The 20,665-nt window shown below is 46.9% G+C and carries 20 protein-coding genes; all 20 read right to left on the reverse strand.

Annotated elements, in window-relative coordinates; all coding sequences use genetic code 11:
• Positions 1-4 precede the first annotated feature (4 nt).
• Entirely contained in the window at positions 5-1,159 is a 1,155-nt protein-coding gene (locus ABE504_RS26245) for a LegC family aminotransferase (protein WP_430094612.1), read from the reverse strand.
• On the reverse strand, positions 1,156-2,154 hold the full coding sequence (locus tag ABE504_RS26250) for an NAD-dependent 4,6-dehydratase LegB (protein WP_430094614.1): 999 nt from the start codon (positions 2,152-2,154) through the stop codon (positions 1,156-1,158). The genes ABE504_RS26245 and ABE504_RS26250 overlap by 4 nt, the downstream gene beginning before the upstream one ends.
• Positions 2,155-2,339: 185 nt before the next feature.
• Positions 2,340-3,332, reverse strand: a complete 993-nt coding sequence (locus ABE504_RS26255) for a UDP-N-acetylglucosamine 4,6-dehydratase family protein (protein ID WP_430094616.1) — start codon at positions 3,330-3,332, stop codon at positions 2,340-2,342.
• Between the two features lie 19 nt (positions 3,333-3,351).
• Entirely contained in the window at positions 3,352-5,220 is a 1,869-nt protein-coding gene (locus ABE504_RS26260) for a motility associated factor glycosyltransferase family protein (protein ID WP_430094618.1), read from the reverse strand.
• Positions 5,207-5,620 (reverse strand): hypothetical protein, encoded by a 414-nt coding sequence (locus ABE504_RS26265; protein ID WP_430094620.1) that lies wholly within the window; start codon positions 5,618-5,620, stop codon positions 5,207-5,209. Before ABE504_RS26265 ends, ABE504_RS26260 begins: the two co-directional genes overlap by 14 nt.
• A 137-nt stretch (positions 5,621-5,757) precedes the next feature.
• Complete coding sequence (locus ABE504_RS26270) at positions 5,758-7,368, reverse strand: flagellin (RefSeq protein ID WP_430094622.1); 1,611 nt, start codon at positions 7,366-7,368, stop codon at positions 5,758-5,760.
• A 169-nt stretch (positions 7,369-7,537) separates the two neighbouring features.
• A complete protein-coding gene (gene csrA, locus ABE504_RS26275; RefSeq protein WP_430094624.1) occupies positions 7,538-7,768 on the reverse strand; it encodes a carbon storage regulator CsrA in 231 nt (76 codons plus the stop codon).
• A 4-nt stretch (positions 7,769-7,772) separates the two neighbouring features.
• Positions 7,773-8,228 carry a flagellar assembly protein FliW gene (gene fliW / locus ABE504_RS26280; protein ID WP_430094626.1) on the reverse strand — a complete coding sequence of 152 codons (456 nt, stop codon included), beginning with the start codon at positions 8,226-8,228 and terminating at the stop codon, positions 7,773-7,775.
• 74 nt (positions 8,229-8,302) lie between these two features.
• Entirely contained in the window at positions 8,303-8,872 is a 570-nt protein-coding gene (locus ABE504_RS26285) for a DUF6470 family protein (protein WP_430094628.1), read from the reverse strand.
• Positions 8,873-8,893: 21 nt separating this feature from the next.
• Entirely contained in the window at positions 8,894-9,793 is a 900-nt protein-coding gene (gene flgL, locus ABE504_RS26290; RefSeq protein WP_430094630.1) for a flagellar hook-associated protein FlgL, read from the reverse strand.
• Between the two features lie 33 nt (positions 9,794-9,826).
• Positions 9,827-11,278: a flagellar hook-associated protein FlgK gene (gene flgK, locus ABE504_RS26295; RefSeq protein WP_430094632.1), complete on the reverse strand. Its 1,452-nt coding sequence runs from the start codon at positions 11,276-11,278 to the stop codon at positions 9,827-9,829.
• 31 nt (positions 11,279-11,309) lie between these two features.
• The gene (locus ABE504_RS26300; protein WP_430094634.1) at positions 11,310-11,807 is read right to left on the reverse strand and encodes a flagellar protein FlgN; all 498 of its coding nucleotides are present in this window, start codon (positions 11,805-11,807) and stop codon (positions 11,310-11,312) included.
• A 41-nt stretch (positions 11,808-11,848) separates the two neighbouring features.
• Positions 11,849-12,121 (reverse strand): flagellar biosynthesis anti-sigma factor FlgM, encoded by a 273-nt coding sequence (gene flgM, locus ABE504_RS26305; RefSeq protein ID WP_430094636.1) that lies wholly within the window; start codon positions 12,119-12,121, stop codon positions 11,849-11,851.
• Between the two features lie 113 nt (positions 12,122-12,234).
• A complete protein-coding gene (locus tag ABE504_RS26310; protein ID WP_430094638.1) occupies positions 12,235-12,657 on the reverse strand; it encodes a TIGR03826 family flagellar region protein in 423 nt (140 codons plus the stop codon).
• Between the two features lie 111 nt (positions 12,658-12,768).
• Positions 12,769-13,272, reverse strand: a complete 504-nt coding sequence (locus ABE504_RS26315) for a ComF family protein (RefSeq protein WP_430094640.1) — start codon at positions 13,270-13,272, stop codon at positions 12,769-12,771.
• A 239-nt stretch (positions 13,273-13,511) separates the two neighbouring features.
• Positions 13,512-15,371, reverse strand: coding sequence for a DEAD/DEAH box helicase (locus ABE504_RS26320; RefSeq protein WP_430094642.1), 1,860 nt, complete (start codon positions 15,369-15,371; stop codon positions 13,512-13,514).
• Between the two features lie 54 nt (positions 15,372-15,425).
• Entirely contained in the window at positions 15,426-15,818 is a 393-nt protein-coding gene (locus ABE504_RS26325) for a hypothetical protein (RefSeq protein ID WP_430094643.1), read from the reverse strand.
• 86 nt (positions 15,819-15,904) lie between these two features.
• Positions 15,905-16,630, reverse strand: a complete 726-nt coding sequence (locus ABE504_RS26330; protein ID WP_126142966.1) for a response regulator — start codon at positions 16,628-16,630, stop codon at positions 15,905-15,907.
• Positions 16,614-17,795, reverse strand: coding sequence for a sensor histidine kinase (locus tag ABE504_RS26335; protein WP_430094645.1), 1,182 nt, complete (start codon positions 17,793-17,795; stop codon positions 16,614-16,616). The genes ABE504_RS26330 and ABE504_RS26335 overlap by 17 nt, the downstream gene beginning before the upstream one ends.
• Before the next feature lie 97 nt (positions 17,796-17,892).
• Positions 17,893-20,496, reverse strand: coding sequence for a stalk domain-containing protein (locus ABE504_RS26340; RefSeq protein WP_430094647.1), 2,604 nt, complete (start codon positions 20,494-20,496; stop codon positions 17,893-17,895).
• Between the last annotated feature and the right edge of the window lie 169 nt (positions 20,497-20,665).

Below are 20,665 nucleotides of genomic sequence, written 5' to 3' on the forward strand. Positions count from 1 at the left end.
CCTTTTATATAATTGGACTACTTGGTATATTAATAACTTTCTTTTCAAGCTTTTCCGTAGCAGTTAAATCACTCTTCGGAAAATGTCTGAACGGTACTAAGTAGTGCAACGGAGTCCAAATTGGGCGTGCCATAATCCCATAATTATTTAATACTTCGAGTGTTTCATTGATTTCGAACTTTTTATCATCAATAACGAGTGTTTGTAGCCAATAATTACTTTTGGCATACGAGGGTTCTTTAAATAAAGTTACCCCTTGGAAATCGCAGAAAATTTGTTCATAATAATTAGTCAATTCTCTTTTTCTTTCCAACAATACCGGCAAATTCTCTAGTTGGGCACACCCTAAAGCAGCGTTTAGATTAGGTAAGCGATAATTATAGCCAACTTCATCGTGGTTATATTGCCAACGATGAGGTAATTTTGCAGTAGTTGTTAAGTGCTTAGCGTAATTCGCCAATTCCTCATCATTTGTCAGAATGGCACCGCCACCACCCGTTGTAATAATTTTATTGCCATTGAAACTGATAGCAGCAACCTTACCAAAATTGCCAGTATGAGTCCCTTGGTAGTATGATCCCAGAGACTCTGCAGCATCTTCAATCATGAGGAGCCGATACTTCTCGCAAGTATTTATCAACTTCTCTATTTCAACTGGATGTCCAAAGGTATGCATAGGTATGACTGCCCTAATAACTCTTCCCGTATGCTTGTTTACACACACATTATCTCGAGTCATCGTGATTTCTTGTAAGTATGCTTCTAATTTTTCAGCATCAATACCTAGCGTTTTATCTGAAACATCAATAAAATGAGGAACTGCTTGGCAGTATCTAACCGCATTAGCGGTTGCTACAAAAGTCAATGATGGGATGAGAATCTCATCATTTTCCTGAACCCCAGCAACCTTTAAAGCCATGTGCAACGCCGCCGTTCCATTCACAACAGCAACGGCACGTTTAACACCTGTAAACTCTGCCAACTTCTTTTCGAATACATCAACGTACTTCCCGACAGATGAGACCCATCCTGTGCGTATACAATCTACAACATATTGTTCTTCATTACCGATAAACGTAGGTGTATGCAGTGGCACTATGTCCCTTGGAATGTATAGCTCTTTAATTTGGGATGCAATTTCACTCCAAATATTGTTCATATGTTATAAGCATCTGCCTTATACTGGGATAAATTCTGAGTATTCGTAAACCAGTCAATTGTTTCTTTCAATCCCTTTTTGAAACCTTCCTTGCCGCCGTACTGAGGTGCCCATTCAAGTAGGCGTTTTGCTTTTTCATTACTCGCCCACAAACGTTCGACTTCGCTTTTTTCAGGTCTCAGTCGAATCGAATCTGTCTCGATCTGTACCTCGATACCCATTATCTCTGCAATCAATTCAGCAGTTTCTCCGATTGACACTTCAAAATTACTGCCGATATTTATAACCTCCCCTATCGATGCATCATGTTCCAGTGTGGAAATAAAACCGTTTACTGTATCCTTAACAAAATTAAAGTCCCTCGTGGGAGATACAGAACCTAATTTGATAATTCTCTTTCCTAAAGCAAGCTGTGTGATAACAGTTGGAATCACTGCACGTGCCGACTGACGTGGGCCGTACGTATTGAAAGGACGAATGATGGCAATTGGTATATCGAAGGAACGATAATAGGCCAATGCCATTTGATCAGCTGCTATTTTCGTTGCTGAATAAGGTGACTGCCCTTGTAACGGATGATTTTCATCAATGGGAACATATTGCGCCGTTCCATACACTTCGCTTGTTGAGGTATGGACGACTTTAGAAACATTTAACTCCTTCGCTGCCTGTAGAACGTTCAAAGTTCCTTTAACATTTGTATCCACATATGTATCGGGTGAATGATACGAATAAGGAATAGCAATGAGTGAGGCAAGATGAAGAACTGTACTGCAGCCTTTCATCGCTTCCTTTACGCCATGGGGATCTCTTATGTCCCCTGTAAATACATCTAACTGCTCTTTAATTTCCTTTGTGGAAGAATCTAACCACCCCCAAGAATTAAAAGAATTATAGTATACAAAAGCTTTAACATCGTGGCCCCTTCTAACCAATTCTTCAGTTAGATGTGAACCTATAAAACCATCCGCGCCGGTTACTAGAATTTTTGTCATTATCTAATTCAATCTCCAATTTTATTAAATCGAACTGAAATTCGGTATAAAATTCACAATATGTCGCCTCTAATATTTTCTTCGATGAATCGTAAGCTCTGCTCATTCCTCACTTATAACGAAGTCACCTTACACAAGGTGACTCTTCATGAATTATTTTCCCCAAACTATCTTCCATTAATCATTTATATTAGCTTTTCAGCCAACAACCATTCTCCTAAAACTTCTTTTCCAATGGCAGCATCTATTTCTATGGATGGCTTAACTAGTGTTCTAACAACTTCGGGATATTTATGATCGGTAAAATGCGAAGGGATGATGTACATGTCGGATGTTTCGAAAGAGCCACTTACCTCATCGTCAGACATCAACTCCTCATACATCTTCTCACCAGGCCGCAAGCCCACTTCCTTAATTCCGACCGATTCAGTAATACGGTACTTTTCGGATACTTTCTCGATCATGACCTCCGCTAAGTCCGACAGGTTAATAACAGGCATCTTCAACACGAACACCTCTCCCCCTTTAGCCAACTCGTTCGCTTTAAGCATAAGTGAGATAGCCTGATTAGGAGTCATCATGTATCTTTTCATTTTCAAGTCTGTTACCGTAACACAACGGTCTTCTAATATTTGCTTCTTAAAAAGCGGAATGACCGAGCCGCGAGAACTCATCACATTGCCAAACCGAACCGATGAAAACACAGTTTGTTTTGGCCCCTTCTGATACTCCGCGGCGGAAATCAATCTCTCGGAAGTAAGTTTGGTTGCTCCATAAGTGTTTGTCGGAGAAATTGCTTTATCGGTGCTTGTAAACAGCACCTTTTTCACCTTTGCAGCAATAGCTGCTTGAATGACATTTTGTGTGCCCAATACATTCGTTTTCACAGCTTCAAACGGGTTGTATTCGCAGGCTGGCACATGCTTCATTGCAGCCAAATGAAATACATAATCAATATCTTCCATTGCCCGTAACAGCCTAACCTCATCGCGAACATCCCCGATTAAATAACGGATATTGGTAAATTCTCTAAACTCCTGCTGCATCTCATATTGTTTATGCTCATCTCTACTATAGATGCGAACAACCGCCGGATTGTACGTCAGAATTGTTTTCAATAAATGCCGTCCAATGGTCCCCGTACCGCCCGTAATTAATACCTTTTTATTCGTATACATTTGGAATATAGCCCCACTTCTAATTAATCATCGCACTTTCTTGATTCAGGGCAGCTTGCACAGATCTTTGCATATTTAAGTATAGCGGGTCAATCATCACCAAATCCCTCTGGATGTCATAAACAACTTTACCCATTTTTTCAATAATCTTCGTTGTTTTAACCAACATGTCTGGTTCATACACAATCGCATCAAACTGTTTGCTAAGCCACTCAAGCTGAAGCATATTCATAGGCTTTAGAATCGTTTTATAATACTCATTCTTCTGGAAGATTCCAAATTCAGAATCAAACTTTTGCGAAAGTTTAAATGCTTTTTTAGCATTCTTCTGTTTAACACAACGGTTCATCTCATTGAATATTGAGATAATCGTCTCCATTTGCTTCGAGAAATCATTATACTTCCTATCCAACAGCTCAGATTGTTCTCGTATAAACTCAAAATCGTAAGTCGGCCCCTGACTTACATACCAATGCGTATCTACAACGTCTTGCAGATGTAAATACTGCTCCATCACGTCTTTAAGATTCATAAACTGTGTCCCTTGAATCTTGGCGCCACCCTGCGTCGTATTAATAATCATTCTATCTGTGTAATTCTTCAGATAAACCTCCATACTTAAGCGCATGGTGTTAAAAGACCAGTTCGTTTGAATAAGATCTCCAAAGACATCTTCAACCTGAAACGCATCATCAATATCCAGTTGTAACAGTTGAGAACCCCGCGCTCCATACTGGATCCCACCTGCATAATAGCTATTATTGCGGTATCCCAAGTTTTGACCGACCATAACAATCGGGTTACAGCCCAAGTGATAACACAACTGCAAGGCTATAACAGCAATAGATGGAGCATCTTCCAGTTTCTCAAAGGCTACACCACCAGGCCTTCTGAGAAGCATATCCGCAACAGGATCTTTATCGGTAAAAACCGATAATATCGGTCCAGGATAGTCCTTGAGCGTGCCTGCTCCAACTGTGGAACCGTAGATAAGTGGAATACTATCTATCTTCTCTTCGATAACTTTCTTGATAACGTTGACATTGTGAAAATGCGGGTCATAAGTGCAAGCGCCGTCTGGGATAATCCCGTTGTGAAGCAGGGACGAAATAGCCGAACCAACAGCAAAGATATAGGCCGATTTGTGTTCTTTAATATAGCGCAAATTCTCTATCTCTTCATTCAACGAGGGACCTGCCGAGACAATAAGAATAGGTTTTCCTTCAAAAGACGGCTTTTTATCAAATATATTGCCTGCTTGAAGTGTATACTTAAAGTTATCAAGACTATTGATAATCCATTTTTTTTCAAAAGCATGTCTCACTTGAAACATCTTCCGAGCTTCTTGAAGACAATGCTGCATGCTTTCAGAAAACACTTTATACGCTGCCGCATAGATACGCTCGTAACTCGGCAAAGTAATAATCGTAACTTGTCCATCCGTTTGATTCACAAAATCTTGTGCATTTGCTCTGCATTGCTGCACATTGCTCTCCACATAAATATGTCTGAGCATCTTCCATTTATTTAGGTTTTGATGCGAGATGAAGGCGCGAAACACTTCGATATCCGGTTCATAAATAGAAAACGGTATCGCCGGAAAATGTTTTACAAACCTTTCAATATGATACCCGAGCCCCACACCATAAAAAAGTACGTGATTATGTTCGACATTGACATACTGCTCGATAAATTTCTCAGCCTCATGCACCGGATTATACTTACTGTGTAGATAATCAATATGAACAGAATGATTAACTGCTAGGGTTGGATGCCCCGACTTCGTTTCTATGACTTGTACAGTGTCATTGCACCCATTAAGGTCAATTCTGTTTATAAGAAAAGGATACTTGGCTTTCAATAACACGAAATTGTCAGTAAGCTTCATTTTGAGCAACCTCGTGTTTTATAATTGCAGAAATAACACTATGAAGTTCTTCTAATTTAGGCAGCACTTCGTAATTTACGATATCCCCAACTGCCACAGGATCGTTATCGCTTATCGCATCATTCAAGGCCTGCAATTCGCGGGAAATTTCGCTCATCACTTGTTCAACATTTTTCCAATCGGCATAGGAGGAACCACCTGCTTGCGCCAATGTTTCAAACACCTGAAAGATCCACAAAAACGCTTCAGTAAGCTGTGGCAATTCACCCCACGGCTGTAGATCAACGGATTTATAAAAGCGATCGGCCAAATCTTTTATTACAGGCAATGAACGATTTAAATATTGCTCCAAGCTAATTATTACTTCATCCAATTGGGATTTAATAGGGTTATTATGCATGAGCGCACCTCTTCAATATATATCCTGGATTATGTAGTCTTATACAATATTATCGGTTTTTGTCGAAGAAATATAAAGAGGCAATAATAAGAAAAGACTGAGGAGGAATTCCCCAGTCTTGGTAAAACAATATAATATTAACGAAGCAATTGCAGAACGCCTTGTGGTTGTTGGTTCGCTTGAGCCAGCATTGCTTGTGCAGCTTGGGAAAGGATGTTGGATTTCGTGAAATCCATCATTTCTTTCGCCATGTCTACGTCACGGATACGGGACTCAGCAGAAGTCAAGTTCTCAGAAGCAGTTTGCAGGTTGTTGATTGTGTGCTCTAAACGATTTTGGACAGCCCCCATTTTGGAACGTTGGGAAGAGACGTTTTTAATAGCAGAATCAAGTTTATCCAAAGCTTGGGAAGCCGAAGTAGCTGTAGAAACATCAACATCAGAAATACCCAGAGCTGCAGATCTCATGTCGCCAATACCGAAGCTGATGGTTTGACCACGGTTCGCACCAATTTGGAACGTTACGCCGCCGCCGCTCATACCTTCAGTTTGAGCTGCACTCAACCCTAGATCTTTAATGAAAGTATTGCCTTCTTTGTCAGACAGCTCAACAGAACCAGTCTCACTTTGGATCTGGAATCTGCCATCTTTCGTAACGTTAACAACAACATCTTGGATGTATCCTGGGTCATTGGACGTCTTGGAACCATTTTGACCTGAAATTGCAGCATTAATAGCATCTTGAATGACTTGTGCTGCACCACTCATCGTTGTGCTTCCGCCAGTAATTGCGGAAGTGAAAGTAACTTCCAATCCTTTAACGCCGTTGATGGACAACCAAGCAGTCGAGTTAGCATCAACTGTTGTTCCATTATATTTGCTGCTACCCGTTACTTCAGTTGTGCCCAAGCCCGCAGCACCAAGGACGCCACTACCGCTCACTACTTGAAGCTTAGAATCGCTACCTGTAGTACCGCTTTTCAGAACCAGTTTACCGGAACCATCGATATATCCGCTCACATGTGCTACATTTTTGCCGGACGCATCGATTGCCTCATTGATTTTCGAGACGATCAGGTCTTTTGCAGCGTTTTGGGAAGTGGAGCTGCTTGTTACGCCGCTAAGAATCCCTTTTTCAGCGCTAGTAAGGTTCTGCCAGCTAACTTTGATTTCGTTGCCATCAATCTTGATTGTTTCTTCAGAGAATGAAACGCTGCTCAAAGTACCGCTTGAAATTCCAGTAGTTGCAGTTAGAACTGCACCAGACAGTTTTCCAACGATGTCGCCAGTAGTTGTATTTTGAGCAACATTCGCGCCACCAGCAGACTTCAAGTTACCATTCAGCAACTTCTGAGTATTGAACTCAGTTGTGTTACCGATACGATCGATTTCGTCTTTCAGCTGTTTAACCTCTTCTTGCAGCGCTGCACGGTCGTCAGTTGTGTTTGTTCCGTTTGCGGATTGGTCAGCCAATTCGCGCATACGTTGGAGGATGGAGTGAGTTTCGTTCAACGCACCCTCAGCTGTTTGGATCAAGGAGATACCGTCTTGAGCATTCTTCGCTGCCATATCCAAGCCGCGGATTTGCGCTCTCATTTTTTCGGAGATTGCCAAGCCTGCTGCGTCGTCGCCCGCACGGTTGATGCGAAGACCGGAAGACAGTTTCTCAAGGGATTTACTTGCTGCTGCAGTGTTACCAGTCAATTGACGGTGAGTGTTCGCTGCTGCGATATTGTGATTAATTCTCATTGTTCTTCCTCCTGAAGTTCGTTTAATCCACGTCCATGTGGATTGTTTTGTAGACTTACGCAGGTCGGCCGCCCTGCGCAAAGTCCCATTGATAACTATATCGTCACGCGAAGAACGAAAGTTTATAGCGAAAATAAAAAAAGTGTCGACTCGCTGTCGACACTTTTCCTTATTTCGGCTTATGCATTAATTTGCTTAGGTTTAGCGGACTAATCGGATTCGTGAGCGCTTCCTTATTGGATTCCTGAATTTGCTGATACAGCTCTTTGCGGTACACTTCCACATGCTTAGGAGCACGGATCCCGACTCGAACGTTGTCGCCGTCGCCTCCTAAAATTACAACTTCAATCTGATCGCCGATCATAATGGATTCGCCTTTTTTCCTTGCCAATACCAGCATCTTCTCACCCCTCCGCTTGCGTGGTCTCGATCATACCGCCTAACGCAATCTCGTATTTCGTCGGATAGTCCGAATCGTGCAGAATAATTTGCTTGGCCAAGTTTCTCGAGACATTCCACACCATCGGCGCGAGCAGATTCAGACTAAACTTGGTGTAGTCTTTATTTACGGTGACGACCGCCAGAACAGCAACATCTTCAGCTCGCTCAATTTGCAATTCATCTTGCAACGTATCAGGCAGCGTGAGATCGTAATCATTTACAAAGAGGAAAGGATCTGTCACCAGCAGAGAAACACCCGCTTCTTCTGTAGATTGCATATAGGAAAAAGGTGCACTTTCTTCCGATTGAATCCATGTAAACTTCGTTAAAGTCTCAAAACCAGGCAATCCTTGCCCGAACGTAATCACATCTTCCTCTCGAACATCGACTTCACCAAAAAATAATGTAGCAACCTTCATCCCTTACTGCTCCTTTCGACCCGTGATTCAACAAAAAAAGCCATAGAACGCATCTATAGCCTGATTATACCCCATTATGACTTGAAATCAATTTGCGGCGGCGTAATTTCAACTTTAGGGTATTGCCGCATGTAGATATCGAGTTTACCACGATTATACTCAATCTCCGGAGGATTAACCCTCGCATTCACATTTACTTTGCCGTCGACAACGTTAATTTCGGCTTTATGCGCATTGTACGTGATATCCACGTTGTCGTAACTCGCTTCGCCGTAGTAATCAAACTGTGGACGACTGATGCTCAGTTCCTTCGCAATATCAGCAATCGGATTGCCGCCAAGATGAATCGCCGCCAGACGATTTCCATCTTCGACACGACGCGCAATGCCTTGCATCGCAATCTCATGACACTGCGAGTAAATGCGGCTCATCGCTTGTAAAATCGGTCCTTGCCCCAGGGCATCCCAGGCTTTGCTCTGGTCAATATCGAGATCGCCCCGCGGCTGACGAATATCCTGCTTAGGCCGATCCACCTGCATCTCATAAGTTGGACGAGGCTGCTTTATATCTTGGGTACCTAAGTCAGCGTCAATCCCGATGAGAGCCGGCTGCTGGCTAATTTGTATTCGGGGAATACTCGGCATCACAGCCGCCTCCTTATGCTATTACCGTAGAAAATCCACCAACGTCGGAACGATGACTTTTGAACCTGCGGACAGAGAAGCCTGGTACACGTTCTCTTCCATTTTCAGATTCGTAATGACAAGCGACATATCAGCGTCTTCCGTTTTGGACTGCAAGCTTTGCAAGTTAATACCTATATCGCTCAAGCGGTCCTCCGCGAGCTGTACGCGGTTTGTTTTCGCCCCGACGTCCGATCTGGCGCCCAATATAACACTCATCCGCTCGTCCATGAGCCCGATCGACTTTTGAATACCCGTAGAATCTCCAGCAGCCAAGGCCGACGACAAATCTTTCAGAATCTGAAATGCATTGTTCTCCGCTCCAGATGCTCCGAAAATTTGCCCAGCAGTTTTATTCATCGCAATCTGAACACCTGCGCCGATTTCAAACTTAATCTCACCATTGTCTGTGACGGCATTCATGGCATTGTCCGCATCAGGGAAAGGTTGTTTATCCGTAATCTGCCCATTAAAGACATACTTTCCGTTGAACTGGCTATTCCCAATATTCACGAGTTGCCCGTAGAGCTGATCAATCTCAATCTTCATCGCGTTCAGCGAATCCTCGGAATTCGTACCATTTGCAGCCGATACCGCCAACTCCCGTGCACGCTGCAACACGCTGCCAGTCTGATCCAACATCGTATCCGTATAATCAAGGAACGATACGGTTGCATCCACGTTTCTCTGGTACTGGTCATTCGTATCCAATTCACTGCGATAACGCATCGAAAAACTAATCCCCACCGGATCATCCGAAGGCTTATTAATTCTGCGACCGGTGGAAAGCTGGTCCTGCAGCCCCTCCATGCGTGTCATATTTCCGTTCAAGTTACGAAGCAATTGTGTATTCAGCATGCCTTGTGTAACGCGTAACGACATTATACTTCACCTCAATCTGTTCGAATTCCGAATCTATCTGCCGACGGTGCCCATCGAATTAATGACTTTATCCAGCATCTCGTCAAAAGTTGTCAACGACCGAGCCGCCGCATTGTAAGCATGCTGATACTTGATCATATCCGCCATCTCTTCATCCAAAGAAACGCCGCTAACGGATTGTCTTCTGGCGTCCACTTGATCAACCAGGATTTTTTGATTAGACACTTGCCGCTGCGCTTCTTGGGTTTGAACACCAATTTCAGACACGACCGCACGAAGGAACTCATCGAACGTACCGCCGTTCAGAATAATTTTCGTCACGCCGGAACCGTCAAAATTGTATTTCATATTCTTAATGTTCGCCAGGGCCAATGCATTCTCGTTGTTCCCCTTTACGACGCGCTCTACGCCATTCTCATCCGTATACGTTCGGGAAGAGGCCGCGATATTCTCCACATTGTCCGTGATATTGGAACTTACTTTAAACGTCGCGGCCGCTGTAGCAAAATCCGTCACCGGATCGAAGAAGTTTCCACCCTTCGACGGTGGATTCGTGTCCGCGAGTGTGTAGCCATTTTTATGCACATCATTCACAGCAGTCACGATCGTCGTGACCATCGAGTTCAATTGATTGCGGTATTCGTCTACATAGCGGGAATTCGAGTACATCAACCCATACAATTCGCCGCTATTCAGATCGCTTGGATAAGCGCCTGTAGCAACACTCTCGTCAAACTCAGTTGGTGTGCTGCCTTCAACTAAGTCCTGATTTCCCATTTTAACATGGTAACCGCCAGACTCTTCTTGGACCGTCACGTTAATAACCTTTGACAACTGATCCACCAAGAGATCACGCTGATCACGCAAATCGTTGGCATCATTCCCCAAGCCCTCGACACGGAAAATCTCATTGTTCAGGCCCGCGATTTGCTTTAAGGTCGTGTTGACCTGAGTCACTTTAACCGAAATGTTATCGTTTAAGTCAGAAGAAAGATCGTTAAGCTGCTTCGCTGCATGATTGAACGCGTCCGTCACCGCCAAAGCGCTTTCTTTGACGACCGCTCTCGTCTCAAGGTTATCCGGCTGCTTGCTAAGCTCCTGCCACGAATTCCAGAAGTTATCTAAAACCTGGCGAAGCCCTGTATCCGAAGGCTCATTAATGATCGCTTCCAGCTTCTCGAGCGTATCTTGTTTAACAGTCCATTCGCCCAAGCTCTTATTCTCATTGGCAAACTGCTTATCCAAGAATGCTTCGCGAATTCGGTTCACCTCAGTGAACTGAACGCCCTGACCCATTTGTCCCGGAATGGTTGAACGCTGCAAGCTCAGCGCCTCAATCGGCTCGGCAGCAACCATTTTTACCACTTGGCGCGAGTAGCCCGGCGTATTGGCATTCGCTACGTTATGACCCGCTGTCGTTAATGCCGCCTGCTGTGTCAGAATTCCCCGTTTGGATATTTCAATACCGCCAAATGTCGATCTCATCCTTACCCTCTCCCATGCCTGCTAGTTTCCGTTAACCTCTCCGGTCAAACATCCCCATACGCTTGCCGCCGCCCATCTGATTCGGATTCCGATACACCACATCGTCCTCAGGCGGGCCTATAATTAAATCCAACGAGTAATCGATAAAAGAAAGCGACTGCTCGATTAATTGCTGGTTGATCGCATTCTTTTCTTTCAACTGCTCGATCGTAGCCAGCAGCTTCTGCTGTGCCTGCATCAGCGCTTGCTTCTCTTCCGCTTTAAAAATCACCTTAATCAAATCGCCGACCGTAATCTTCGGATTCGGATTGTAGCCGCGCGAGATCAAGTAGGAACCAATCACTTGTATCCGCTCCTGATTGGCTTCGGCAATGGCCCGAATCCACTTGTTCTCACGGTTCACAATTGCATTGAGCTGATCAATGTCATTGCTCACCAGAACCGGTGTCTTGAGCACCGTGAGCTCCAGCAAAGCCTCGTGCGCCTCTTGAAGTTTCTCCATCGTATCCAGCAATGGCTGAATGGACATGATCTTTCACCTGCTTTATCTGGTTGGTTAACGGTCAAACGCTATTTCAAATAAGGTAGAAGCTTCTCTGCGATCTTCCCGCTATCCACGTAATACGTACCCGATGCGACGGATGACTTAAGCTGTTCCAAACGCTGCGAATGCGCTTCCGTACGCACCGCTCCTTGAGCGCCCAGCAATTCCTTGGCCTCTGCCGAAATTTCAACTTGATCTTTCGCTTTCCCTTTCTTGCCTGCGGATGGAACAAAAGCGGAATCCCCAGTCTTCTTATAAGGGTTCACAGCCCCGATGCGCCCATTATCATTAATTTTCATACCGATTCACTCCTAATTCTGACCTACCAAAATAAAAAGCCGATAATCTTTAGAACTATTATCGGCATCTCTCTTATGAAACTTTATATCTCCGCAGACCTATTTCACCGCGCCTAGTGACGATCACGAAGACGCTCCTGAATTTTGAACGCAACGTGCGCGTCCTTCACTTCCTGTTCCGTTTTCCGGCGCTCATCCTCGGCGTTGTTCCGGACATCTTTCACCAGCTTCATCCGGCAAGGCTCGCACAGCGTATTCTCCCGAATCAGCGTTCCGCATACTTCGCAAGGATACGCCATATTCGGCGCGTTCATAATCGAAATACGGCCTTCACGAATAAACTTCGTAATCTGCTTGACCGATACGCCCGTCGCTTCGCTCAAATCCGTAATATTCGTACCGCGATGATCGCGCAAGTATTTTAAGCATTTATCGTATTGCTGCTCCAAATCCTTCAAGCAGTTCGGACAAACCTCTGCAAAACCCTTCACGAATATTTTTCCGCAGCGCGGACAATTCGCGACATTCATGCCCATAAGATGGCCCCCTTTTATGATTCCCATTTCCGATGAATTAATTCCAGTTTACCCTAATTCGACAACGTTTGCCTATGTCTATTATCGGAGAAATAGCGAGAAATTTTTACGTCAACGCGCCCAGGTCAGCCCACAAATTTCAGCTGAGAACTCCTTTCCCAACGCCCGAGCGCACTGACTCATCGTACTCCCCGTCGTATACACGTCATCAACGATATAAATTCGCGTTACAGCCACTCCGACAAGACCTCCTGCCTCCTGCACACTAACCTCAAATACATTTGCCAAATCTCCGATTCGCGCATGCCGCCCCTTAAAACTTTGCTTGTCCGTATGCTTCAACCGACTGAGCAGCGGAACGACCGGAACTCCTACTCGGCGCCCTAATTCCCGGGCCATTTGCTCTGCTTGATTGAACCCCCGCTCCTGCATCCTCAGCTCGCTCACCGGCACAAACGTGATCACCTCATGGGCCTCCGCTGTCAAAGCCCCCAACTTCTCCTGCGCCAAACGAAAAGCATGCACCAGCATGGCGCCAAGCACCGCTTGCAACCGTTCATCCCCTCGATACTTGTACCTAGCCAGCAGCTCCTTCATCGTCTCATCGTACCTCACACTGCTCCGGCTCATCGCAAAAGTCGTATGGCGCTCCCGTCGACAATCCGGACAAAATTCTCCCCTCCCGCAAAACGCGCAAAGCACGCTATGTATCCATGGAATTCGAGCATAGCATGATGAACAAAGCCCCAACTCCTCTCCCTTGAGCGAACTGCTCATCTGGCACAACAAACAGTCTCTCCTGCTCGCGCCAAGCAAAGATACAAGCGTCTCCCGCACCCCATGCCACCAAAGCTTCACTTCGCATCCTCCTTCAAAAACCCCCGCTTGCGCGCAATCCGGTTCATCGTTCGAATTTGACGCAGCGCCTCCTTCTGTGACCGAGTGACTTCCGCCGCCGCAAAAACGACCTTCCCCGCCGGATCTTCCTTCGATCTCCCCGCACGGCCGGCCATTTGCACAAGTGCAGCGTCGTCGAACAACCCTGAGTCTGCCTCTAAAATAAACACATCCGACTTCGGCACCGTCACCCCGCGCTCCAAAATCGTTGTCGTGACAAGCACACGAATGTCTCTTTTTCGAAATGTCTGTACCTTATCGGCACGCAAATCGTCTTGCGACGAAGTACCTTCCACGCGAACCGACACTTCACGCCTCAGCAGACCAACAACAGGTTCGACCAACTGAATGTTTGGGACAAAAATGAACACTTGGGCTCCCCGTTCTACAGATTGCTGCACCAGAACTAGCAATGATTTGGAAATGCGCTGAGCTTGAACCATTCTTCTAAGGGATGGCGTTTGAATGAACCGAGGGAGAGGCAGAGGATGTCTATGAAAACGAACTGGAACTCGCACATGGGCCATGCGCCCGCGGTTAACAGCCTTTCGAACGGCCGGCGGAGGGGTTGCGGAGAGTAAAATCGTGATTCCATCAGGCCTGCAGACTTGTTCTGCCGCAAAGCCCAACATGGGATTATTGTGGTAGGGAAACGCGTCAATTTCATCAATGATTACGAGGTCAAAAGCTTGATAAAACCGCATCAGCTGATGCGTCGTCGCGATCGTGATCGGGCCCTGCTCCCAGCGTTCCTCGCTCCCGCCGTACAGTGTCACAACCCGGTAAGCTTCAAAAGCCCGGGAGATCCTCGGCTGAAGCTCCAACACCACGTCCTTACGCGGCGTCGCAATCAGCACACGGCCCCCCTGCTTCGCGATGTATTGGATAAAAGGAAAAATCATCTCGGTCTTTCCGGCCCCGGTGACCGCCCAGATCAAAAACCGGCGCGCCGCGGGCCCGCGCCCACCATCCAAGCGCTCCCGGCTCGACGCCAGGTAGCGCAGCCCCTCCCGCGAGGCAGCCGTCTGTGCCTCGCTCAACCCCCAAGGCGCGAGATAGGCGCTGAAATCGCCATCTGCGGCCTCCAAGGCGGCTGCTCCGCCTGCCGCCACGCCCCTGACGAGCAGCGAGCAGGAACGGACACGCCCCATCGTGAGGCACGCCTCACAATAGGGGCAGTCCTCCCCACAGCTCGCGCACCAAGACCAAAACAGCCGATCGCTGCCGCTCCCGCACCGCTTGCAGCGGTAACGGAGCGATCGTCGAAGCCCCCGGCGCCAGTCCCGCGACACGCGGGCGCCGAAGCCGGGCGTCAGCTCCACGTCCCCGTGGAGCTGGGCCAGTTCCAGGTACGCGAGCCACGTGGGCTCCTCGCGTCCCACCTCAAGCACCAGGCCCTGCGCCGCCAGGCACTGGTGCAACTCCTCCTGCAGCAGCGCCCGGCCGCTGCAGGCTTCCACCAGACGCCGGTACGTGCCGGCGTCCAACCCCACCGAGCTGGCTTCTCGCCGCCAGCTCGCATAACTCACCCAGCGGGCCTCAAACGCGCCCGCTGGCAACCCACAGGCAGCCGCAGCCACCTGCAGCTGCCCGACCAACCAGCCCGCCGCCGCTTCGCCCGGCGGCGCCCCAACACCGCCCCGCAAGGCCGCCAACACCCGCTCACCTTGCCCCAAAGAAACAAAAGGTTCGAACACGACGAGGCCGGCGTCGGCTGCGTAGTGTTCGAACCAATATTGACAAGCGGTTTGTTCATGTACTGTGTAATGCCAGCTCCAATGCGTCCCCGTACGAACAGCATACAGTCCTACCTTCATGCCCCACCGCACTTTCCTTGAGATTGGCGAAAGCGTTTACTGCCCCAACATCGCTTAGACAGGTACCCTCACAAGGTCCTCCCGGTCGCTGAGATGAATGAGCACGACAGGATCATCATCGTGTTCTCGCAGAAAACGATCGATCGCATCAAAATCCGTTTGAATCCGAAACTCCAAAGCATGCGTCTGCGACAAGCGTTCAATAATCTCCCGCGTTTCATCGGAAGACCCTTCATCAATGATTGTCGCCTTCACTTGCTTCCCCTTTATACGCGAGAAGAAAAACATTGAACGGATCACCCACTCAATCTGATTCTGATTGTTTTTCGTCACGAGTACAACGTTCGTCGGTTTCTGATCCCGTTTGTTCCGAACACCAAACAACAGATGAATCAAGGCAATGCTAATGCCATAACAGCCGATAATGCCGAGCAATCCTATCCACATCGCAGGTCCCTCCCTTACCTGCAGTGTATGCGGCAGCGCAAAGGGGGGTTCCTTCTGTTAGATAGGTACAAGCCAGGCAGGCGAAGCTAAAGTGTTACCCATCCATTTTTGATCGCAATAATAACCGCTTGTGTGCGGTCGTCCACTTCCATCTTCTGCAAAATGGAGGACACGTGATTTTTCACCGTTTTCTCACTAATGTAGAGGAATTCGCCGATCAGCTTATTGCTTTTGCCTTCAGCCATCAACCGGAGCACTTCCGCCTCACGTTTGGTCAGAGGACTGTTCGTGTTATGTATGTATTTCAGACCGTTGTCCTTGACGCCTTGGCCATTGCCCACAACCCCAGCATCGTCCAAATACGTCATCCGGCGCAGTTGATTAATAAGCTTACCCGTTACCTTGGGGTGAATGTACGCATGGCCTGAGACCACCGAACGGATCGCGTTGATCAACGACTCCGCTTCCATGTCTTTCAGCAAGTAGCCGGAAGCCCCTTTGCGCAGCGTCTCGAACACATAGCTCTCATCGTCATGGATCGACAGGATGATCACCTTAATCTCCGGGAAAATCAGTTTAAGACGCTCCGTAGCCACTACGCCGTTCTCCAGCGGCATATTAATGTCCATCAGCACAATGTCGGGTGCAATTTGATTGCACAGTTCAATCACCTGGATACCGTCGCCGCATTCACCGATAACTTCCATGTCGTCTTCCATATTGATGATGCGCTTAACACCTTCGCGAAAAAGCTGGTGATCGTCTGCAATCACAATTTGTACATTGCGTTTATGACTAGCCGTGTTGTCCATTCTCATTTTCCTCCTTGTTCTCTTCCACGCCGCCGATTGGGATGAGCATCGTGATTTTTGTGCCTGAACCTTTCTCCGACTCTAAAACCATCGTTCCTTCCAACAATTCAACACGTTCACGCATGCCCAGTAAACCGAAGTTGTTCCCTTTTGCTATTCTTTGCTCTGTCTGCGGCACATCGAAACCAACCCCATTGTCTGCAACATAGATTTGAACTTGGTCAGGTTCCAGCGTAAGTTCAACAGAAAGGAAAGTTGCTTTTGCATGCTTGTAGACATTGGATAAAGCTTCTTGCACGAGTCGGAAAATCGCAATTTCAAGACCGGACGGAATGCGCGTCTCTTTTCCAACCAGATTGAATTGCGTCGCAATCCGATATTTGTCCTCAAAATCCTGCACATACTTGCGCAGCGTAGGCACAATTCCCAAATCATCGAGCGCCATCGGGCGGAGATTGAAGATGATCTTTCGGACCTCCTCAAGCCCCCCTCTGACCTGCCCTTTAAGATCCGCCAATTCGTCCTTAACGGATGCAAAGTCTTCTTTCACCAACATACGCTGTACAATTTCAGTGCGAAGCACGACGTTTGCGAGTGTCTGTGCCATACCATCATGGATTTCACGGGCAATTCGTTTGCGCTCTTCTTCCTGGGCCAAAATAATTTTCAGACCCATCAGTTGTCTATTTTTGGCGGATTCAATAATGCGAGTCACTTGATTTAAATCACCGGATAAATACTCCAACGCCACATTCATCTGCGAAACAATCGTTTCCGCGCGCTCAACCTGCTTGTCCACATTTTTCATGCGGACTTGCAGATCATGGCGGCGCGTCTTAAGGTTGTTCTCCTTCTCCCGCGCAACAGTAAGCTGTAGTTGATAAGCAATCGCCGCTTCGTAGGCAACTTTAATATCTTCCTCGCGGTACTTATTAAAGTCACGGCTGACTTCCGTAAGGCGGATGCGAGATCGCTTATACTCTTTCTCCAGTTTGTCGACGAGTTCAATGGTGAGGCTCGTTTCTTGTTTAATTTCTTCCAGCTCACGCGCAAGCGATTCTTTTTCCAAACGTGAGGCTTCAGCGATCTCAAACAACTGATACTTGCTGCTCTCCATGACGTTAATGGCGTTTTTTATGACACGATCGATAGCGTCCGGTTGCAAATGACACAATCTCCTTTAGTGAATCCAGTTAATAAGTAGTAGTCTACCCCATATTGTAGCATAATTTTTCGACTTTGCCGTGTACTTCTAGTACTATTTATTCAATCGTTATCCCATAATTTTGGGGATCCCAACCTACTTTAAACCCTAATTTCTCAGAAACCAGGCGCAGTGGGACCATTGTCACGTTGTTCATAATGGCCGGGGCCACTTCCGCGGTAACCCGCTGACCGTTCACAATCAGATCCGCATTATCAATCCACAGATCGATCAGCTTATCTCCGCGAACCACGGTTACTTTGCGCTCTTTATCGTCCCATTTTACCGTACCGCCCAAAGCTTCTGTTACAAAACGAATCGGGACCAGCGTATTATCCTTCACGATCGTCGGTGCTTGCTCCAATGTCATGGGCTTGGCATTCAATGTCGCTTGCTTCTTGTTCACCGTTAATTGAACTTTATTATTTGGCAGCGCTGGAAGCTGACCTTTATAAATAAAGGAAATATCATCAATATTAATTTTCCCCTTGGGCGCTCTTTCATCCTGACCGTTCAATGGATTGGCGACATAGACACTCTTGATCGTAAGCGGATATTTCAAGTTCGAGATGTCCGCGGTGACCTTCCGCCAGCCCGTCCAGTTCATATTCTCCGTAAAGCTTACGAGATTACTTTTGCCATTAGCATCGATAATCTCCGCTCTCACCCAGTTAAAACTGCCATCACCGAACACTTTTGCCGTTATGAATTGGGGTTCGCCTTCAATCGGCGCGCCATATTTATCATTGAACTTTGCATAAGCAGCTTTCGTTCCGGTTCCCTTGGTGAAGTCATAGCTGAGTTCAAGATTTTTGCTTCCGGAGGATGTCACAATATTCACTGAGACGCCCACTTCAGCAGGGTACTTGTCGGATGTTGTCATAACCGCGTAGTTATCCAGGTCGTACCAAGCCTTCTCCTGACCAACCGGCAGTGTAACCATCGTGCTGTACCCGTCGTATTTCGCAATAACTTGGGCTGCCTTCGCCCCCGCGGCGCTATCGACATGCAGCACACCGTCTTTAATCGTTCCCTTCACTCCGCTTAACTCCCATGTCGCAGACGACGCAGGCAGTTCTCGTGTGGCTCCGCTTCGTGTTTTCACCGTAATCGGCAGTTTAAAGTCTCCGCCCTCTGTCACCGAAAAAGACCCCGAACTAAACGCCATCGACGTAATCTGATCCCGCCCTACAACCTCGACATCCATCGATGCCGAACCACTGCCGGATTTTGCTGTGATCTGCGTTTTCCCTACCATGGTTGGCGTAAAGACATTATCTTTAAAAACGCCGATATTTCCTGTACTTCCCCATTGCGGTGTCACGCTTGAAACGGAAATCGGATTGTAATAATCATCATAAGCCTTAAATTGATAAGTGCTGGATTCATTCATAAAAAGTAAAGACTGGCCTTTGAGGATAAGTCCTTTCAAATTCCCTTTCGGCGCTGTCGAGTATACGCCTAAACCATTTGCTACAGCACGCTGGTTGCCGTTCTCCGTCTGATTTACAAGCTTCGGGTCCATATCTCCCAGCGATCTTGAAACCATTTGCGTTGAGCCGCCGCCATCCAGGACCATTCCCCGCCATACGCCGGCATCGACCATGAACTGCTGGAGCTCCGGAAGTGTCATTCCCGCACTGCCGCTGCTGCGATCAGATGTAATAATGTATGCTTTCTTCAAATCCTTCGAATACCCAACCGCCGTCCGAGATCGCGGGCTGTAGCCGCTGAAGTCATTAATGTCTCGTGTAAAATAACTTGGCTTCCCGTCATCTACCAGCAGCGTCGAGCCGCCGATCAGCATTTTAAAGTTTTTCCAATCATACGTTTTGGATAGGTCATGCGGAATCATATCGTATTTTGTCGTAATTTTATCGCCGACTTTGAGATGATTCACGATAAAATCCCGAGCGAGCCCTGACCCGCGTAAAATATAACCGTTCACGGGAGCGACCTTTTTCACATTCGTGTCCACAGCAATTTCCTTGACAATATCGTTCTCAATGAGCGCTTCCGTCGGCACATGCGTCCCATCAACCGCCCTTTGTGTCATCGCCCAGGCGCTTGTGTACAAGAATAACCCATCAGCGATGAGCGGAACGTTGTTATCGTCCCAGTAGAAAGTCTTGTTCACTCCACCAAGCTCAAACGACGTGCCATCTTTCGCAGTTACTTTCCCCTGAAAATCCAAAATGTCGATGATCGGCTTATTATCTTTCGTGATGGCAAAAGAATACAGCCCCGAAATCTTCGCCGGCGTCGCCATGACTTGGCCATTCGTAATTTGAGCCCCTTCTGGCACGCCCTCCGCCTGCGTATTGAAGAAGTCACCATTTACACCGGCAACAGCCCCGGTATCCCTCACCATGCCCAACACGCTCTGATTTTTCGTGAATTGATTGTTCGTCCCGGCCATCGCATCGATTTTCACATTCGGGTTCGTCAAATCCACCTCAATCACATTCGCATTTACGGAAACCTCTTTGCTGCTGCGGGTGGTCGTCCAAATATAATTTTTCATTATCGCGCCGGATGTAATGATTTCTTGTGAACTCAGCGTCAATTTCGTGCCCGCGGCAGATACCGTCGTACCGGCAATCAACTGCCACGATAGAAGGCATGCCAATGCTGCGACGCCTACTTGCTTCTGTAACCTCATGCTGGATCTCCACTCCTCTTCCTTTTCCTTACTAGGTCTAGTATCTATCCTTTTATGATATTTATATAGACTCTGAAACTATGGAAAAAGTTACGAAATTTGTCGCGTTGTATTTATATTTCAAAGAGCGCCCAGTTTTATGCCAAAATAAAAAGAGCATGCCTCGCCT

The sequence above is a fragment of the Paenibacillus oryzisoli genome (genome assembly GCF_050467285.1).
Taxonomy (GTDB): Bacteria; Bacillota; Bacilli; order Paenibacillales; family NBRC-103111; genus Paenibacillus_E; species Paenibacillus_E oryzisoli_A.

What these genes read in the sequence shown, in the direction of transcription:
- ABE504_RS26250 (WP_430094614.1), bottom strand. Translation starts at nt 2,154, where the DNA reads ATGACAAAAATTCTAGTAACCGGCGCGGATGGTTTTATAGGTTCACAT.
- ABE504_RS26270 (WP_430094622.1), bottom strand. Translation starts at nt 7,368, where the DNA reads ATGAGAATTAATCACAATATCGCAGCAGCGAACACTCACCGTCAATTG.
- ABE504_RS26330 (WP_126142966.1), bottom strand. Translation starts at nt 16,630, where the DNA reads ATGGACAACACGGCTAGTCATAAACGCAATGTACAAATTGTGATTGCA.
- flgM (WP_430094636.1), bottom strand. Translation starts at nt 12,121, where the DNA reads ATGAAAATTAATGATAATGGGCGCATCGGGGCTGTGAACCCTTATAAG.
- ABE504_RS26265 (WP_430094620.1), bottom strand. Translation starts at nt 5,620, where the DNA reads ATGCATAATAACCCTATTAAATCCCAATTGGATGAAGTAATAATTAGC.
- ABE504_RS26285 (WP_430094628.1), bottom strand. Translation starts at nt 8,872, where the DNA reads ATGCCGAGTATTCCCCGAATACAAATTAGCCAGCAGCCGGCTCTCATC.
- flgK (WP_430094632.1), bottom strand. Translation starts at nt 11,278, where the DNA reads ATGAGATCGACATTTGGCGGTATTGAAATATCCAAACGGGGAATTCTG.
- ABE504_RS26260 (WP_430094618.1), bottom strand. Translation starts at nt 5,220, where the DNA reads ATGAAGCTTACTGACAATTTCGTGTTATTGAAAGCCAAGTATCCTTTT.
- flgL (WP_430094630.1), bottom strand. Translation starts at nt 9,793, where the DNA reads ATGTCGTTACGCGTTACACAAGGCATGCTGAATACACAATTGCTTCGT.
- ABE504_RS26255 (WP_430094616.1), bottom strand. Translation starts at nt 3,332, where the DNA reads ATGTATACGAATAAAAAGGTATTAATTACGGGCGGTACGGGGACCATT.
- ABE504_RS26300 (WP_430094634.1), bottom strand. Translation starts at nt 11,807, where the DNA reads ATGTCCATTCAGCCATTGCTGGATACGATGGAGAAACTTCAAGAGGCG.
- csrA (WP_430094624.1), bottom strand. Translation starts at nt 7,768, where the DNA reads ATGCTGGTATTGGCAAGGAAAAAAGGCGAATCCATTATGATCGGCGAT.
- ABE504_RS26320 (WP_430094642.1), bottom strand. Translation starts at nt 15,371, where the DNA reads ATGAAGGTAGGACTGTATGCTGTTCGTACGGGGACGCATTGGAGCTGG.
- ABE504_RS26340 (WP_430094647.1), bottom strand. Translation starts at nt 20,496, where the DNA reads ATGAGGTTACAGAAGCAAGTAGGCGTCGCAGCATTGGCATGCCTTCTA.
- ABE504_RS26245 (WP_430094612.1), bottom strand. Translation starts at nt 1,159, where the DNA reads ATGAACAATATTTGGAGTGAAATTGCATCCCAAATTAAAGAGCTATAC.
- ABE504_RS26310 (WP_430094638.1), bottom strand. Translation starts at nt 12,657, where the DNA reads ATGGGCATGAATGTCGCGAATTGTCCGCGCTGCGGAAAAATATTCGTG.
- ABE504_RS26325 (WP_430094643.1), bottom strand. Translation starts at nt 15,818, where the DNA reads ATGTGGATAGGATTGCTCGGCATTATCGGCTGTTATGGCATTAGCATT.
- fliW (WP_430094626.1), bottom strand. Translation starts at nt 8,228, where the DNA reads ATGAAGGTTGCTACATTATTTTTTGGTGAAGTCGATGTTCGAGAGGAA.